Origin of the sequence: Pristimantibacillus sp. PTI5, from assembly GCF_048572955.1 — a bacterium.
In the GTDB taxonomy this organism is placed as follows: domain Bacteria; phylum Bacillota; class Bacilli; order Paenibacillales; family Paenibacillaceae; genus Pristimantibacillus.
Genome location: NZ_CP183886.1, coordinates 4,920,824 through 4,936,074 on the forward strand (window position 1 = coordinate 4,920,824; position 15,251 = coordinate 4,936,074).

Below are 15,251 nucleotides of genomic sequence, written 5' to 3' on the forward strand. Positions count from 1 at the left end.
CCCTTCCTTAGGAAAAGACGAATCCTATGGAAGGGCGTATGACGTAAAAAATATTAGTTTTTTCGAATTGAGTTGAGGTTATGAAGGAGACGATATTCAACGCTCTTGCGGAGCCGAACCGGCTGCACATTGTCGAACTCTTGCGTAACGGTCCGCTGTCAGTGGGGGAGATTGCCGAACAACTCGGACTTAATCAGCCGCAGACCTCCAAGCATCTTCGCGTGCTTAGCGAATCCGGCCTAGTTGAGGTTAAGCCTAGGGCCAATCGCCGCTTTTATCAGCTACGCACGCAGCCGCTTATGGAGCTGGATGATTGGCTGGAGTCCTTCCGCCGCATCTGGGAGGATCGGTTCGATAACCTGGATGAATATTTACGCAAGCTGCAAGCTCAGGAGAAGTTGGCAGGAGAGAAGGAATAGCGGGGCTGAGCAAATAAATTCTATCCGATCGAGTTAGTTATCACGGTGTACCTTTGATGCGCTTAGGGAACTTGTGTTTAAAATTTTTCGTGTGGGCAGCATCTATATTATAGTAAGAGTTCCCAGGAAAGCCATCAAATGTGGGAGGATTTCGACTAAGGAGAAATCTTTATGCCGGAAAAACGCTCCTTACGATGTGCGGAGGACACGTTTCCTCACCTAGGAAGAACTGAAAAGGGCAGTTTGATGAGTATTTGGTAAGGCAATAAGTCTATAATGATTAATCACATACTAGGAGATAAAAAACACCGATGTTCGGTGTTTTTCTGTTGTCTTTGGGCAATAATATGTTCTTTTAGAGAGTATGGTATTATACAAAAATAAATAAATCTAAAGATTTAGTACTGTTTGAGAAAAAAATGCTGATTATACTGAAATAATGAAGTACTTACTAAAATTCGAAACGTCCAAATCAAGCTAATAAAGAGAGCTATCACTAATTAGGAAGTGATAATTATGCATTTAACCTCAAAATGCAAGCAATCCTTAGATTCTATTCTCATACAGATGTCAGAAAAGCGAATGGTGAACGTTACCTTCCCCTCCTTGACCATATAGAGTGCCATACCATTAGGGAAATCTGAAAATTAATAAACGACTCAAGCGACCGTAAGCGGTTTTATCCGCAGTTACCATAGTTTTCATATTAATTTTTGCTTAAAAATAAGAATTAGATAGATTTAGTGTTAAGAAATTCTCTCTTCAATATTGTGAATATTTTAAATTTAAGTGCTAAAAAGTAAAGATATTCTTTATAGTTTCCGCATTTATACCATAGGCCGATTTCTTTTAGACTATCCAAAAACATTTCGTTGTTGATAATTCTATATAATCCCAATAATTTATCAGCATCTGGACTGTTGTGTAAATTTTTTTTCATCATTCTATATATTGTTTTTAAATAATAATCTGCCAGATCTTTTCTATAGGACATATTCTTTAGAAGTCCATACTTTACAGACAATTGTTTCTTAATATTATATTGAAGTGTTAAACTACTTTCTAATTTGGCTTTGTATGGTGAGCGCATTATGCTGTTAGGATTATCAACAGTATAGTAATATAAGCATTTCGAAATAGCACAGACTCTTTCAGACTCCAATAGGAATTCTAGATTAAAAATTACATCTTCTCCTACTGACACTTTTTCATTAAAACGAATTTGTTTTTGCTTTATTAGGTTTAGATTAAATAGATATCTCCATGTAAAACAAAGATCATTATTTGAATGTACATTAGTAGAACTTAATACAAAATCTTTTCCATTCATTATAGTCTTAAGTTTAAATGAAGGAATAACATGTTGATTTACTGGTACTTTTTGATATCCACACACAACAGCGTCACAATTGTCATTTAAAGCAGTGGCATATAACTGAAGTAAATACTCCTCAGATATCTTATCATCAGAATCAATAAAAACTATATACTCACCTGTAGATGCATCGATACCTGCGTTTCTTGCACTACTTATGCCTCCATTTTTCTTATGAATAACTTTAATACGAGTATCTTTTTTTGCATACTCATCTGCTATTTCGCCACATTTATCAGGTGATCCATCATTAACAAGTATTACTTCAAAATTCTTAAATGATTGATTTAAAATACTATCTAGACATGAGAGTAAATACTTTTCTACATTATACATTGGGAGTACTACACTAACATTAATCATGTGTCCACTTCTCCTGTTTTTTACATCCATGTCTATCGGATGTCATATTGTTCATGCGTTATTACGCTTGTATTGTATCATAATTATTCTCAATAAAGAACATTTTTTTAGTTTGAGCATCTTAAATCAAAAACCATCTTTTATGAGTAAAATGGTTCAAAAAGTTAATGTTTATGCGGGTCCTAAAATAAGTATACATTAGAATAATGAACATTTCTTTACAAAGAGTCCTCTTTAGCAAAAAGATAGGCTAACTCACGGGGAGATTCACCTTTTGGAAATTATTAAAATTTACGTTTTGAACTTTCATACTACTAGGCCCTATGAGTTTAAAGAACGCTAGTGAATTTATATAGTTAACAAAGTAAAAGGAAAGGTATTGACTTTGTTCTCTTTTAAGAACTAAAATGTAATTATTGTCTGTTATAATGTCTATCTATTAGAATGCAAGCGCTTAGCTTAACGTTAGGATCTAAACTGGCCGAAGGAGAATAATATGATTGGGGAACGGATTAAAAGTCTACGGGAAAAAAAGGGCTATTCGATAACGAAGCTTGCCGACCTAGCAGGCGTATCCAAGTCCTATTTGAGCTACATTGAACGCAATATGCAGAACAACCCTTCTCTTCAGGTAATGGCAAAAATAGCAGCGCCTTTGGATTCTAATATTGAATATTTACTTGGAGAAGAGCATTTACCAAAACTTAATCAGGATGAAATATTAGACGAAGAATGGCGTGCTATAATTAAAAACGCGGTTGACGAAGGAATGAGCAAGGGCGATTTTCAAGTATTAAAAGACCTGATTCGTTCAAACATGTGGAAGGAAAGCAGGCCGGAGACTACGCACTATGCCAACGAGAAAAAGAAATCATCAAATATTATTATCCTTCATCTCGATAACTGATTGGGAATAACAATTTAGGAAACGTGTATTGACATGTTCTATATAAAGAACTAAAATTAACTTATTGTTCTTTATAACAAACATTAAGCAGGTGTGTAGATGGACGTTACAAAGCTGGAAGAACTGCAATCGTCACGAAATGATAAAGAAAGATTAAAGACCAAAGAAATTAATCTTAAAGCATTATTCCTTACGGTAAAAAAACGATTATGGTTGGTTGTGTTGATTACGATGTTCTTTTCAGTTTTGGCAGGAATTTATAACGCAAGGCCTGAAACGCCTATGTACGCTTCCTCTGCGAGGATGATTATAGCCGCGTCTTCGGAAATGATGGGGACGGTACGCGTTTTGTTCCGCGAGCCTATCGTCATGAACAAAGTGATAGAGCAATTAAATTTAGAACGGTCGGCATCTTCGCTGAGAAGTCAAATTAGAGTGGATAGTGTCGATGGATCGCTGGTAACGGTCGTGACCGTTATCGACAACGATCCCCAAAAGGCGGCTGACATTGCCAATGCAGGTGTGGAGGCTTACCGGCAAGTGGCGGCCGAAACGCTTGGCATAACGAACATCAAGGTATTGACGATTGCCGAAATGAATCCCAATTCTATCAATGTAAGAAGCAACAGCATTTTGTTTGTAGGTTTGATGGCCGGCCTGATTTTAGGCATAGGATTAGTATTCCTGCTTGATTCTCTTGACGATTCCATTAAATCGGAAAGAGAGATCGAAGAGCTGCTCGGCTTAACGATGCTGGGTCAAGTAACCAAAATGAGACGTAAAGACTACGGCAAACAGTTGAAGAAACAAAAAAGTATTTTGGTGCGGGGTGAGACGATTGGTTCGTGAACGGCAAAAGGTATCAAAGTCCTATGTAAACAGAAGCTTGCTATCCTACATTAATCCTCATGGCACGATATCCGAGCAGTATCGAACCATTCGGAATAATATTCAATATGCTGCAAACGGAAAAAAAATTCGTTCGCTGCTGGTCACGTCCCCCTCAGAGGGGGATGGGAAGTCGACGGCTACCGTAAACTTGGCCGTGTGCATGGCTCAGCGCGGGGATCGGGTTCTTATCATCGATGCGAATTTCCGGAATCCGATTATTAACAAAATATTCAATGTACAAACTTCGCCAGGGTTGTCGAATGTACTAGGCCAACAGCTCGAAGTTCGCGAAGCCATATATAATACCGAGGTCGAAGGATTGGATATTTTGCCAAGCGGGCAGCGCCTATATAATTCGACGGAGCTGCTCGATTCCCAGCTGATGGTGGACGTCATGGCATTCGCATCCGAGCAATACGATATGGTGCTGCTGGATTGCCCGCCTGTTCTAGGCATATCGGATACGAATGCGCTTGTAAATAAATGCGATGGCGTGCTGCTGCTTTTAAAGAGCGGGAAAACGCAGCAAGAGCTTGCGCTCGAAGCGAAGCGTGCGTTGATGTTTGCAAAAGCCAACATACTTGGCGTCATATTAAATAAAAAGAGCGTTTGATGATCGTTATCAATAGCGCTTTTTTTACGGGCTAGTGTTCTTTATAAAGCACAATATTCAGTCCTTCAGGACCGTTTTGTTCGGTAATGTCTCCTCACCGTTATCAATGGGGGCACTCGGCCATGCTGTGGGTTAGGAAAAACCTTAGACGCGAGTCGTCAAGAGTGTGGTGTGAGGCGGGGTTGAATGCCCTGATTCCTGCATTAGAGTATTTAACTAAATGGCTTTGCATAAAGCCTTTTAGTTAAACACCCTAAAGGTGTTGCAGTAGTCTTCGGGTTATTAGCAAAAGCGGAATGCTTCGAAAGCATTTCCTTTATATGATTTATTCAAGGAAGGGTGAAATGGCTTTGACGTATCGGCAAAGATTGTCCTTTTTAATGTTTATCGATTCTTTTATCGTACTAACCGCCATCTTCTTCAGCAGATTTTTACTTAGCGCTTCGCTTGACGTGGTAACGGCCCCGATTGTAATCAGCTCGATTACTCTCTTGCTCAGTCATCATTTCTTTTCCTTCTATTACAAGCTGTATAAGAAGGCATGGGAGTACGCAAGCGTAGGGGAGCTGCTTATTATCACAAAGGCGGTATCCTTCTCTATCCTTGCGGCGGCGGTCATTCAACAGATCGTTATGCAGGATGTCTTTTTCAGGCTGCTTGCAGTGACCTGGATGATCCATATGCTCTTAATCGGAGGCTCCAGGCTTTGCTGGAGAATATTCCGGGGCGGCTATCAGAAAAATGCCGGTATGCGTAAGCGTACTTTGATCGTAGGCGCGGGGTCAGCAGGCACGATGCTAGCCCGGCAGCTTCTCAGCAACAGCGATACGGAGCTGCTGCCGATTGCTTTTATTGATGATGACGTGAATAAGCACAGCCTGGATATTATGGGGATACCGGTAAGAGGCGGCGTTACCAGCATCGCAAAGATTGCAGCCGAGCTGGAAATCAGCAATATCGTTATTGCCATTCCATCTCTAAGTAAGAAGCAGCTGAATACGATCTTTAGCGAATGCGCGAAAACGAAAGCAAAAACGCAAATTATTCCGATGCTCGAAGATCTGGCTACCGGAAGAATCTCGGTCAGTCAATTTCGTGATGTCCAGGTTGAGGATCTCCTCGGGCGGGAGCCTGTAGAGCTGGATATCGAGAGCATTTCAGGCTACGTTACGCAGAAGGTCGTGATGGTTACCGGCGCCGGTGGATCGATTGGCTCCGAGGTATGCCGCCAAGTATCCCGTTTTCTGCCGGAGAAGCTTATTTTGCTCGGACATGGAGAAAACAGCATCTATTCCATAGAAATGGAGCTAAGGGAGCTGTACGGACATACCAATATTGAGTTTATAACCGAAATCGCGGATCTGCAGGATGCGAATAAAATGCTTGCGGTTATGCAGACGCATCGTCCTCAGGTGGTATATCATGCAGCTGCGCATAAGCATGTGCCGTTGATGGAGAGAAATCCGGAGGAAGCTTTCAAGAATAACGTGATGGGGACATTGAATGCCGCCAGGGCGGCGAATCAGGCCCGCGTGGATACCTTTGTGATGATTTCAACCGATAAGGCCGTTAATCCGACAAGCGTGATGGGAGCAACGAAAAGAATTGCCGAGATGGTGATCCAGCATATGGACCGCTTGAGCAATACAAAATTTGTTGCGGTACGATTCGGAAATGTGCTGGGCAGCCGCGGAAGCGTCATTCCGCTGTTCAAAAAACAAATCGAAAAGGGCGGGCCCGTGACGGTAACCCACCCGGATATGGTTCGCTATTTTATGACGATTCCGGAAGCCTCAAGACTTGTTATTCAAGCGGGAGCACTTGCCAGGGGCGGCGAAATTTTCGTTCTGGACATGGGGGATCCCGTCAAGATCACCGATCTCGCCCAAAACGTCATCCGCATGTCAGGCTTTACGGTTGAGGAAATCGGGATTCATTATACGGGAATCCGCCCGGGCGAGAAGCTCTTTGAAGAAATGCTCAAGGATAATGAAATCAATGAAAAGCAAGTTTATCCGAAAATTTACATAGGCAAGGCGAGCGAGATTTATTTTGAACAAATCGAAGAAATCATCGCCCTTCATGGCGGAATGAATAAAACGGAATTACGGATCAGGCTGCTGGACCTTGCCAACAACGTGGTAGAGCTTCCTGAATTCGCATCGGTTACAGGCTAATAAGATGAAGGAGTTGCTAAGGTTATGAAAGTAAGGAAAGCGATCATTCCGGCTGCCGGATTGGGTACGAGGTTTTTGCCCGCGACAAAAGCGATGCCGAAGGAAATGCTGCCAATCGTTGATAAGCCGACGATTCAATACATTGTGGAAGAAGCGATTGAATCCGGCATCGAGGATATAATCATTGTCACGGGTAAAGGGAAACGTGCGATCGAGGACCATTTTGATAATTCATTGGAGCTCGAGCAAATATTGACCGCCAAGCATAAATATGACTTGCTAAGCGAGGTTCGCAAATCGGCGGACATGGTGGATATTCATTATATTCGTCAGAAAGAACCAAAGGGTCTGGGGCATGCGATTTGGTGCGCCCGCAAATTCATCGGCGACGAACCGTTCGCGGTGCTGCTTGGCGACGACATCATTTCCGCGGAGAAGCCTTGCATCAAGCAAATGATTGAAAAGTATGAGGAGTACCATACTTCGATTATCGGCGTGCAGCGCGTAGCGGATGAAGCCGTTTCCCGTTATGGCATCGTCGATGGCACGCCGATGGAAGCCTCTTTCCACCGGGTAAGACATTTGGTCGAGAAGCCTGCAAGAGAAAATGCGCCGTCGAATATGGCCATTATGGGCCGTTATATACTGAATCCCGCGATTTTTGATATTTTGGGTAACCAAACACCGGGAGCGGGCGGAGAAATTCAACTGACGGATGCCATTGCGGCTTTAAACCTGGCGGAAGCCGTTTACGCTTATGAATTCGAAGGCAAGCGTCATGATGTGGGAGAGAAGATGGGCTTTATACAGACAACGATCGAGTTCGCTCTTCAGCGGGAGGATCTGCGGTACGATCTATTAAACTATTTATCGGAAATGATAGAACGGGAAACTGCTAGAAAATAATACTAGTATAGGATGGTACAAACATGCCTAATAAAATATTATTTTGCGCTACGGTTGATTATCATTTCAAGGCTTTTCATTTGCCCGTTCTGGAATGGTTCAAACAGCAGGGCTGGGAGGTTCATGTCGCCGCAAAGGGCGAGCTGGACCTCCCTTTTGTTGACCGCAAGTTTAATTTGTCGATTGAGCGCTCACCGATCCACCGGAATAATTTGAAAGCTTACCGCGAGCTGAAAGCGATCATCCGGGAACAAGATTATAAAATCATTCATTGCCATACGCCGATGGGCGGCGTTTTGGCTCGTTTGGCTGCGCAAAAAGCCAGAAAAAAGGGCACGAAGGTGATCTATACGGCACACGGCTTTCACTTTTGCAAAGGCTCATCGCTTCTGAACTGGATGCTTTATTATCCGATTGAAAAGAGCCTTTCGCGTAAAACGGACTGTCTGATCACGATCAACAACGAGGATTACCGGCTGGCGGTTTCAAAGCGCTTCAAAGCGAAGCGAATCGCGCATATCCATGGCGTTGGCGTGAACACCATCCGGTATAAGCCTTTGTCCAAAATCGATAAGTGGCGGTTACGGCAGGAGCTTGATTTCCGGACAGATGATTTTCTCCTATTTTACGCGGCTGAATTCAACAAAAATAAAAACCATCAATTGCTGATCCGTGCCTTGGCTGCCATAAAAGAACAGGTGCCTCACGCAAGGCTGCTCCTCGCAGGAAAAGGCCCGCTGCTCTCAGCTTGCCAAGAGCTGGCTGAGCAGCTTGGCGTGGGAACCATGGTCCATTTTCTCGGGTACCGGTCGGATATCGACAAGCTGCTGCCGATGTGCGATGTCGCTGTCGCATCCAGTCTTCGCGAAGGGCTTCCGGTAAATATTATGGAAGCCATGGCTTGCGGATTGCCGATTGTCGCAACGCAGAACAGAGGGCATTCGGAGCTGGTTATTGAAGGAGAGAACGGTTATGTGCTGGACGCCCATCAGGTAACGTCTTTTGCAAACAGGCTGCTCGAGCTCAGCCGATCGAATACGCTTCGGTTGCAAATGGGCGAGAAAAGCGCGGAAATGGTTAAAAAATATGCATTGGCTCAGGTAGCGCTGGAGTTGAACGACATTTATCAGCCGTTAATGGAACAGCCGCAGCCAGATAAAAAGGAGAGATTGCAATGGGCGGTCCTTTAAGGATTTTACATGTTGTCGCGAACATGAATCGCGGAGGCGCTGAGACGTTGCTTATGAATTTATACCGCAACATCGACCGTACGAGGATTCAATTCGATTTTCTCACCTGCAAAGAGGGAGTATTCGACGAGGAGATCCGCAGCCTAGGCGGAAATGTTCATCGTATCCCCCATATTACCGATGTTGGCCATTCGAAATATTTGCATGCATTGGATCAATTTTTCCATATGCACGCATATTACAAGGTTGTTCATTCCCACATGGATAAAATGAGCGGCTTTGTCCTGCGGGCGGCAAAAAGGGCAAGCATTCCCGTTCGTATTGCGCACAGTCACAATACGAGAAGCGAAGGCGGCCTCGCTGCACGCCTATACAAATGGTACGCCGGGACGCATGTGCGTTCGGCTGCGACGCATAACGTCGCTTGCTCAACCGAAGCGGCGCGGTGGATGTTTCCCGGGAGGGAGAAGTCAGCGCTTATTTTACAGAACGGCATTGCTTGCGAGCAGTTTGCTTTTTCAGCAGAAACACGAGCCAGAATGCGGCAGGAGCTTGGCATTCCGGACGACTGCCTTGTCATTGGTCATGTAGGTAGGTTTAACCATCAAAAAAACCATGCCCAGCTGATCAGCATATTCCATGCACTGCAGCAAACGGTATCGCGCAGCGTGCTGCTGCTCGCCGGGGATGGGCCTCTGCGACAGGAAATGGAACAAAAAGCGAAAGAACTGGGAATCGACGCTAAGGTGAAATTCCTTGGCATTAGAAGCGATGTGAGCTGTCTGCTCCAAGCATTTGACGTGTTTGTTTTTCCGTCCCATCACGAAGGACTGCCGGTTACTCTGGTTGAGGCCCAAGCAGCCGGATTGCCTTGCATCATATCCGATCACATTACAACGGAAGTGGATATGGGGATACATTTAGTCAAGTTCTTCTCATTAAAAAATGAAGCCGGCTGCGTTAAGGAAATCCTCGAAGCGGCCAAACAGCGGTCGCGAAAGATTCCCTCCGGTATTTTAGCCATCAAAGGCTATGATATCCATCAAACGGCGCTGAGGGCAGCAGAATATTATTTAACCCCATTTGAGGTGAAACATGAAGACACTAACCGTGTTTACGCCCACGTATAACCGGGCTTATTGCTTGCATCAAGTTTATGAAAGCTTGCAGCGTCAAACCTGCAAGGACTTTGAGTGGCTTATCATCGATGATGGTTCAAGCGATGGAACGAAAGAACTGGTAGCCGATTGGATGACTGAGGAGCGCGTGCCGATCACTTATGTCCTTCAAGAAAACCAGGGTATGCATGGTGCGCATAACACCGCTTATGAACAAATGGAAACAGAACTGAATGTTTGTATTGATTCTGATGATTACATGCCGGATGACGCTGTCGAACAAATTGTTGCCTTCTGGAACAAGCATCGGAGCGATAAGGTTTGCGGGTTTGTCGGGCTGGATGCTTACATAGACGGAAGCATAGTCGGTTCGGAATTGCCTGAAGGGCTGACAAGCGCTACCTTGTTTGATTTATATCATAAATATGGCGTTACGGGAGATAAGAAACTGGTTTATCGGACCGCGTTAACCAAGCTGTACCCTTATCCGTTATTCGCCGGAGAGAGATATGTAGGTCTTGATTATAAATACCATTATTTAAATCAGCAGTATGAGCTGCTGCTCTTAAATGAAGTGCTCTGCCATGTCGAATATTTACCGGACGGCTCTTCAAGAAATATGTTGATGCAATACCGTAAAAATCCACAGGGCTTTGCATTCTATCGCAAGTCGCTGATGAGGCTTCCCATTGGCGGGACGGCGTTTAAGTACCGTCAGGCAATCCACTATGTATCTAGCAGTTTATTGTCCCAAAATAGGCAGTGGCTGCAAGATGTGCCCTCCAAGGCGCTTACGGTCGCTGCATTCGTGCCGGGCCTGCTTTTATTTGGTTATATTACGATGAAAACGCGAAAGGCATTTTCACCGAAAGGAACGGCAAATGACTATCCTTTGGCTTAACCTCGTTGTCGTTTTTTTATTGGCCACCATTGCGAGATATTTTTCAGTGCCGGCATCCGTGGGGCATTCAACCATTCAGCCGAACAAAATATTAGCCGCGGCAGCCGCAACGTCACTGATTCTTGTGTCAGGTTTACGGAATAATATCGGTGATACTTTTTTTTATATGCATGCTTATTCCGTCGATCGCTACGACTGGGTTTCTATTCTTAACAAGAAAGATATCGGATTCGGTTTATTGCAGCTCCTGCTCAAGCAAATTAGCGAGGATCCGCAAATTTTGCTCATTACGACGGCTTTAGCCACGAACATGATTATCGCGATCGTGATGTATAAATATTCGCGAATGTATGAGCTCAGCTTGTATGTTTACATTACGTCGGGTGCATTCGTTGTTTCGATGAACGGGCTTCGGCAGTTTCTAGCCGCAGCGATCGTATTCTCAGCAACCAAGGCACTTTTCGATGGAAAATTAAAAATTTATATACCTATTGTTTTATTTGCTTCTGTTTTTCACCAAAGCGCGCTTGTCATGCTGCCGCTATATTTTATTGTTCGCAGAAAAGCTTGGACGGGTACTACGTTCGGATTGTTATTCGTTGCGATTTTAATTGTTATGGGTTTCAATCAATTTTCTGATTTGCTCTTCTCGGCCATTCAGAACACTCAGTATGCGCATTACCAAAACTTTCAGGAAGGCGGCGCCAGCATCATCCGGGTGCTTGTGTATTCGGTCCCGCTGCTCATTGCTTTTCTGGGAAGAGATAAGCTAAGAATACTTTTTCCGAAAATCGATATATTGGCCAATCTATCGATTATCGGAATTGTCCTTATGATCATTTCTACTCAAAACTGGATATTTGCGCGCATGACGATTTACTTTAACCTTTATCAATTAATTTTGATCGGATGGATTGTGAAAGTGTTTCGCGAAAAAGACCAAAAGTTAGTTTACTTTGCCATATTGGTATTTTATTTATTATTTTTCTACTTTGAGAGTGTGGTAGCTCTAGATATACGGTATACAAGCAAATATTTAATATGGCCATCATAAAGGAGGCAGCGGCGTGAGCGGAGTGGAACAAATACCTCGGATCTTGCATTACTGCTGGTTTGGCCGCGGAGAAAAACCGCGCAAAATCGTGAAATGCATGAAAAGCTGGGAGAAGCATTTGGGAGATTTTCAGGTGATGGAATGGAATGAGGATAACTTTGACATTTCCTCAATCCGTTACGTGAAAGAGGCTTATGAAGCCCGGAAATTTGCTTTCGTTAGCGATTATGTTCGTCTATACGCGCTTCATAAGCACGGCGGCATTTATTTGGATACGGATGTCGAGGTCGTTAAGCCGTTAAGCATTTTTCTGCAGCATGAAGCCTTTTCGGGTTTTGAGGATCAGAAGTTTTTACAATCCGGCACGATGGGGGCGGCAAAGGGCCATCCTTGGATAAAAGAGCTGCTGGAAAATTACAATACGCGAAGCTTTTTGCAGCCTGACGGAAAGCTGGATACAACGACGAATACGGCAGTGATAACTGAAATTTGCAGTCGGCACGGTCTTAAGCTAAATGGTGAATACCAGGTGCTTCGGAACGGAGTAACCTTTTATCCAAGAACTTATTTCAGTCCCTACGATTATATTGACGGCGGTAACTACATAACGAATGACAGCCATACCATCCATCATTTTGCCCAATCCTGGCTTCCCGCGCATGTGCGCTTTAGAGGCGAGGTGAAGAAAGTCGTAAGCCGTGTCGTCGGTCCGAAGATGATTTCCAGGATGAGGCGGATGCTTTCGTCAAACTAGGTGAAATACACACTGTATATCAGGAGCCCATACGGATGATAAAAAGAATGTTCGATTTGATTATTTCCTGTTTGTTATTGCTTGTACTCTCGCCCGTAATCGCAATGACCGCAATTCTAGTCCGTTTTAAGCTGGGGTCGCCCATATTATTCAAGCAGCAGCGTCCAGGCTTGCATGGTGTTCCTTTTTACGTATATAAATTTCGCACAATGACCTCGGAAAAGGACAGTTTGGGCAATCTGCTGCCCGATCATCTGAGACTGACCGCTTTCGGAAGCCTAATGCGAAAGTTCAGCCTTGATGAGCTTCTGCAGCTCGTTAACGTAATCAAAGGCGAGTTAAGCTTAATTGGACCGAGACCGCTCCTTATGGAATATTTGCCGCTCTATAATGAACAGCAGGCGAAGCGCCATCTTGTCCGTCCCGGCATTACGGGCTGGGCACAGATTCACGGCCGTAACGCCGTTTCATGGGAAGCGCGGTTCGAGCATGATGTTTGGTATGTGGAAAACCAAAGCTTTCTGTTGGATATTAAAATATTGCTGCTGACCGTAAAAAAGGTCCTGAAATCCGAAGGGGTATCCAATGGCAATCATGTGACGATGCCCGTATTCCAAGGAACGACGACCAATAGCGAAGGATAAAGCCATTTTTCAAGCATCTGTACTGCTTGGGGGATGGCTTATTATATGGAAGAGGATGTGTGGCAATTGTCAGCTAATGAGATGAAACGAATCTATTTATCCCCTCCGCATATGAGCGGGAAGGAGCGCAATTATATTAACGAAGCTTTTGAAACCAACTGGATTGCGCCGCTAGGGCCTAATATAGATGCCTTTGAGAAACAGATTGCAGCCTACACGGGGGCTGCGGATGCGGTAGCTGTCAGCTCGGGTACCGCCGCCATACACCTATCCTTGCAATTGCTGGGAGTGGGCGCAGGGGATACGGTATTTTGCTCAAGCTTCACCTTCGTAGCAAGTGCCAATCCGATCCGTTACTGCGGCGCGGAGCCTGTTTTTATTGATTCCGAGCCGGAAACGTGGAATATGTCGCCAATAGCGCTAAAGAGAGCTTTGGAGGAAGCGGACCGCCAGGGGAAGCTGCCGAAAGCGGTCATTGTTGTGCATTTGTATGGCCAGGTATCCAAAATGGATGAGCTTGTTGCGTTATGCGAGCAGTATGAGGTGCCTTTAGTTGAGGATGCTGCTGAATCGCTGGGCTCTACGTACAAAGGCAAGCAGAGCGGCTCCTTCGGCAAGTTCGGAATTTATTCCTTTAATGGGAACAAGATCATTACGACCTCAGGCGGCGGGATGCTCGTTTCTGACGATGTGGAGCTTCTAAACAAAGCGCGTTTTCTTGCTACGCAGGCAAGAGACGCGGCTCCGCATTATCAGCACAGCAGCATGGGCTTTAATTACCGGATGAGCAATATTTTGGCCGGTGTGGGTAGAGCTCAATTAGAGGTATTGGATGAGCGGGTTGCGGCTAGAAGAGCGGTATTTGACAATTACGTGCGGGCATTCTCAGCTTGGAGAGGCGTCAGCTTCATGCCTGAACTGCAGCACACCAAATCAAATCGCTGGCTGACGACGCTAGTCATGGATGAGAACGAAACGAATACAACGATAACGGAGCTTCTGGATGCGATGGCGGCCGCCAATATTGAAGCCCGCCCGCTTTGGAAGCCATTGCATTTGCAACCGCTGTTTGAAGGCACTCGTTTCTATGCCCACGCAGGTGACGTATCCGTTTGTGAGAGGTTATTCCACAGCGGAATTTGTTTGCCTTCGGGTTCGAGCATGACCATTGTCGATCAGGTAAGGGTTGTGGATTGCATAAACGATGTGTTCGAGAGAGCGGCGGAAAAGAGCGTGCAATCCGCCTAGGCTGTTACCTAAAGGTAACGCTCGCCACGTTCTCTTGCCCGTATAGCCCTGGCTGGCGTACCGTAAGCGATGGTATAAGCAGGGATATCGGTTAACACGGTCGAACCGGCTCCGATGACGGCGTGCTCGCCGATCGTTCTACCGTGAATCACATTTGCGCCCAAGGATAGGACGGAATATTCGCCAATGCTAACGTTGCCTCCCGTACAGGCTTTTGGGGCTAATGTAACGAATTCGCCCAGCTTAGAGTCATGATCGGCAGAAGACTGGGTATACATGACGCAGTGGTCGCCGACCAGCGTATCGCTATTAATGACGCAGCCCGCCATAACGACTGTTCCATGGCCGATTTGAGCTCCCTTAGCAATAGAAGCAGTAGGATGTATAGCGGTGATAAACGAAAAATGAGGATGTTTTTCTTTTATTGTCGCGACGACTTTTGCTCGGGTCCAATTATCGCCAATGGCTGCTATGCCGCTGCTGACGGTCGAAAGATTGGATGATAGCCAGCTCTCATCGCCTAAAATATCATAGCCGTAAAAGGTAGTTCCGACAGGCTTATAACCGTCAAGAATACCTTCTATTTGATATATACCGGCTTTTTCAATCGTATCTATAACGGCCTTTGCATGGCCTCCGGCACCGTATACAATTATTTTTTGCATAAGATTGAACCCTCCTTATTTGTAAA

General features: G+C 44.7%; 15 protein-coding genes. 13 read left to right on the forward strand and 2 right to left on the reverse strand.

What is annotated here, in order from left to right; genetic code table 11:
• The first annotated feature begins 80 nt into the window (after positions 1 to 80).
• Entirely contained in the window at positions 81 to 419 is a 339-nt protein-coding gene (locus ACN6MW_RS21980) for an ArsR/SmtB family transcription factor (RefSeq protein ID WP_419872068.1), read from the forward strand.
• Positions 420 to 1,149: 730 nt separating this feature from the next.
• On the opposite strand, the gene ACN6MW_RS21985 is transcribed toward ACN6MW_RS21980, so the two are convergent.
• The gene (locus ACN6MW_RS21985; protein WP_419872069.1) at positions 1,150 to 2,157 is read right to left on the reverse strand and encodes a glycosyltransferase; all 1,008 of its coding nucleotides are present in this window, start codon (positions 2,155 to 2,157) and stop codon (positions 1,150 to 1,152) included.
• A 496-nt stretch (positions 2,158 to 2,653) separates the two neighbouring features.
• Between ACN6MW_RS21985 and ACN6MW_RS21990 the strand changes: the two genes are divergently transcribed.
• From ACN6MW_RS21990 to ACN6MW_RS22045, 12 genes are all read left to right on the forward strand, one after another.
• Positions 2,654 to 3,064: a helix-turn-helix domain-containing protein gene (locus ACN6MW_RS21990; protein WP_419872070.1), complete on the forward strand. Its 411-nt coding sequence runs from the start codon at positions 2,654 to 2,656 to the stop codon at positions 3,062 to 3,064.
• Positions 3,065 to 3,163: 99 nt separating this feature from the next.
• Positions 3,164 to 3,913: a YveK family protein gene (locus ACN6MW_RS21995; RefSeq protein ID WP_419872071.1), complete on the forward strand. Its 750-nt coding sequence runs from the start codon at positions 3,164 to 3,166 to the stop codon at positions 3,911 to 3,913.
• Complete coding sequence (locus ACN6MW_RS22000; RefSeq protein WP_419872072.1) at positions 3,903 to 4,568, forward strand: CpsD/CapB family tyrosine-protein kinase; 666 nt, start codon at positions 3,903 to 3,905, stop codon at positions 4,566 to 4,568. The genes ACN6MW_RS21995 and ACN6MW_RS22000 overlap by 11 nt, the downstream gene beginning before the upstream one ends.
• 350 nt (positions 4,569 to 4,918) lie before the next feature.
• Positions 4,919 to 6,745 (forward strand): polysaccharide biosynthesis protein, encoded by a 1,827-nt coding sequence (locus tag ACN6MW_RS22005; protein ID WP_419876414.1) that lies wholly within the window; start codon positions 4,919 to 4,921, stop codon positions 6,743 to 6,745.
• 24 nt (positions 6,746 to 6,769) lie between these two features.
• Positions 6,770 to 7,651, forward strand: coding sequence for a UTP--glucose-1-phosphate uridylyltransferase GalU (gene galU / locus ACN6MW_RS22010; RefSeq protein ID WP_419872073.1), 882 nt, complete (start codon positions 6,770 to 6,772; stop codon positions 7,649 to 7,651).
• A 23-nt stretch (positions 7,652 to 7,674) separates the two neighbouring features.
• Positions 7,675 to 8,841: a glycosyltransferase family 4 protein gene (locus tag ACN6MW_RS22015; protein ID WP_419872074.1), complete on the forward strand. Its 1,167-nt coding sequence runs from the start codon at positions 7,675 to 7,677 to the stop codon at positions 8,839 to 8,841.
• Positions 8,826 to 9,971 (forward strand): glycosyltransferase family 1 protein, encoded by a 1,146-nt coding sequence (locus tag ACN6MW_RS22020; RefSeq protein ID WP_419872075.1) that lies wholly within the window; start codon positions 8,826 to 8,828, stop codon positions 9,969 to 9,971. Before ACN6MW_RS22015 ends, ACN6MW_RS22020 begins: the two co-directional genes overlap by 16 nt.
• Positions 9,937 to 10,860: a glycosyltransferase family 2 protein gene (locus ACN6MW_RS22025; protein ID WP_419872076.1), complete on the forward strand. Its 924-nt coding sequence runs from the start codon at positions 9,937 to 9,939 to the stop codon at positions 10,858 to 10,860. The genes ACN6MW_RS22020 and ACN6MW_RS22025 overlap by 35 nt, the downstream gene beginning before the upstream one ends.
• On the forward strand, positions 10,841 to 11,914 hold the full coding sequence (locus ACN6MW_RS22030; protein ID WP_419872077.1) for an EpsG family protein: 1,074 nt from the start codon (positions 10,841 to 10,843) through the stop codon (positions 11,912 to 11,914). Before ACN6MW_RS22025 ends, ACN6MW_RS22030 begins: the two co-directional genes overlap by 20 nt.
• A gap of 13 nt (positions 11,915 to 11,927) precedes the next feature.
• Positions 11,928 to 12,668, forward strand: a complete 741-nt coding sequence (locus ACN6MW_RS22035; RefSeq protein WP_419872078.1) for a glycosyltransferase family 32 protein — start codon at positions 11,928 to 11,930, stop codon at positions 12,666 to 12,668.
• 38 nt (positions 12,669 to 12,706) lie between these two features.
• Positions 12,707 to 13,312, forward strand: a complete 606-nt coding sequence (locus ACN6MW_RS22040) for a sugar transferase (protein ID WP_419876415.1) — start codon at positions 12,707 to 12,709, stop codon at positions 13,310 to 13,312.
• 45 nt (positions 13,313 to 13,357) lie between these two features.
• Positions 13,358 to 14,560, forward strand: a complete 1,203-nt coding sequence (locus ACN6MW_RS22045) for an aminotransferase class I/II-fold pyridoxal phosphate-dependent enzyme (protein ID WP_419872079.1) — start codon at positions 13,358 to 13,360, stop codon at positions 14,558 to 14,560.
• A gap of 8 nt (positions 14,561 to 14,568) precedes the next feature.
• Here ACN6MW_RS22045 and ACN6MW_RS22050 read toward each other — a convergent pair whose 3' ends face one another.
• Positions 14,569 to 15,225 (reverse strand): acetyltransferase, encoded by a 657-nt coding sequence (locus ACN6MW_RS22050; protein ID WP_419872080.1) that lies wholly within the window; start codon positions 15,223 to 15,225, stop codon positions 14,569 to 14,571.
• Positions 15,226 to 15,251: the final 26 nt, after the last annotated feature.

What these genes read in the sequence shown, in the direction of transcription:
- ACN6MW_RS21980 (WP_419872068.1), top strand. Translation starts at nt 81, where the DNA reads ATGAAGGAGACGATATTCAACGCTCTTGCGGAGCCGAACCGGCTGCAC.
- ACN6MW_RS21985 (WP_419872069.1), bottom strand. Translation starts at nt 2,157, where the DNA reads ATGATTAATGTTAGTGTAGTACTCCCAATGTATAATGTAGAAAAGTAT.
- ACN6MW_RS21990 (WP_419872070.1), top strand. Translation starts at nt 2,654, where the DNA reads ATGATTGGGGAACGGATTAAAAGTCTACGGGAAAAAAAGGGCTATTCG.
- ACN6MW_RS21995 (WP_419872071.1), top strand. Translation starts at nt 3,164, where the DNA reads ATGGACGTTACAAAGCTGGAAGAACTGCAATCGTCACGAAATGATAAA.
- galU (WP_419872073.1), top strand. Translation starts at nt 6,770, where the DNA reads ATGAAAGTAAGGAAAGCGATCATTCCGGCTGCCGGATTGGGTACGAGG.
- ACN6MW_RS22015 (WP_419872074.1), top strand. Translation starts at nt 7,675, where the DNA reads ATGCCTAATAAAATATTATTTTGCGCTACGGTTGATTATCATTTCAAG.
- ACN6MW_RS22020 (WP_419872075.1), top strand. Translation starts at nt 8,826, where the DNA reads ATGGGCGGTCCTTTAAGGATTTTACATGTTGTCGCGAACATGAATCGC.
- ACN6MW_RS22025 (WP_419872076.1), top strand. Translation starts at nt 9,937, where the DNA reads ATGAAGACACTAACCGTGTTTACGCCCACGTATAACCGGGCTTATTGC.
- ACN6MW_RS22030 (WP_419872077.1), top strand. Translation starts at nt 10,841, where the DNA reads ATGACTATCCTTTGGCTTAACCTCGTTGTCGTTTTTTTATTGGCCACC.
- ACN6MW_RS22045 (WP_419872079.1), top strand. Translation starts at nt 13,358, where the DNA reads ATGGAAGAGGATGTGTGGCAATTGTCAGCTAATGAGATGAAACGAATC.
- ACN6MW_RS22050 (WP_419872080.1), bottom strand. Translation starts at nt 15,225, where the DNA reads ATGCAAAAAATAATTGTATACGGTGCCGGAGGCCATGCAAAGGCCGTT.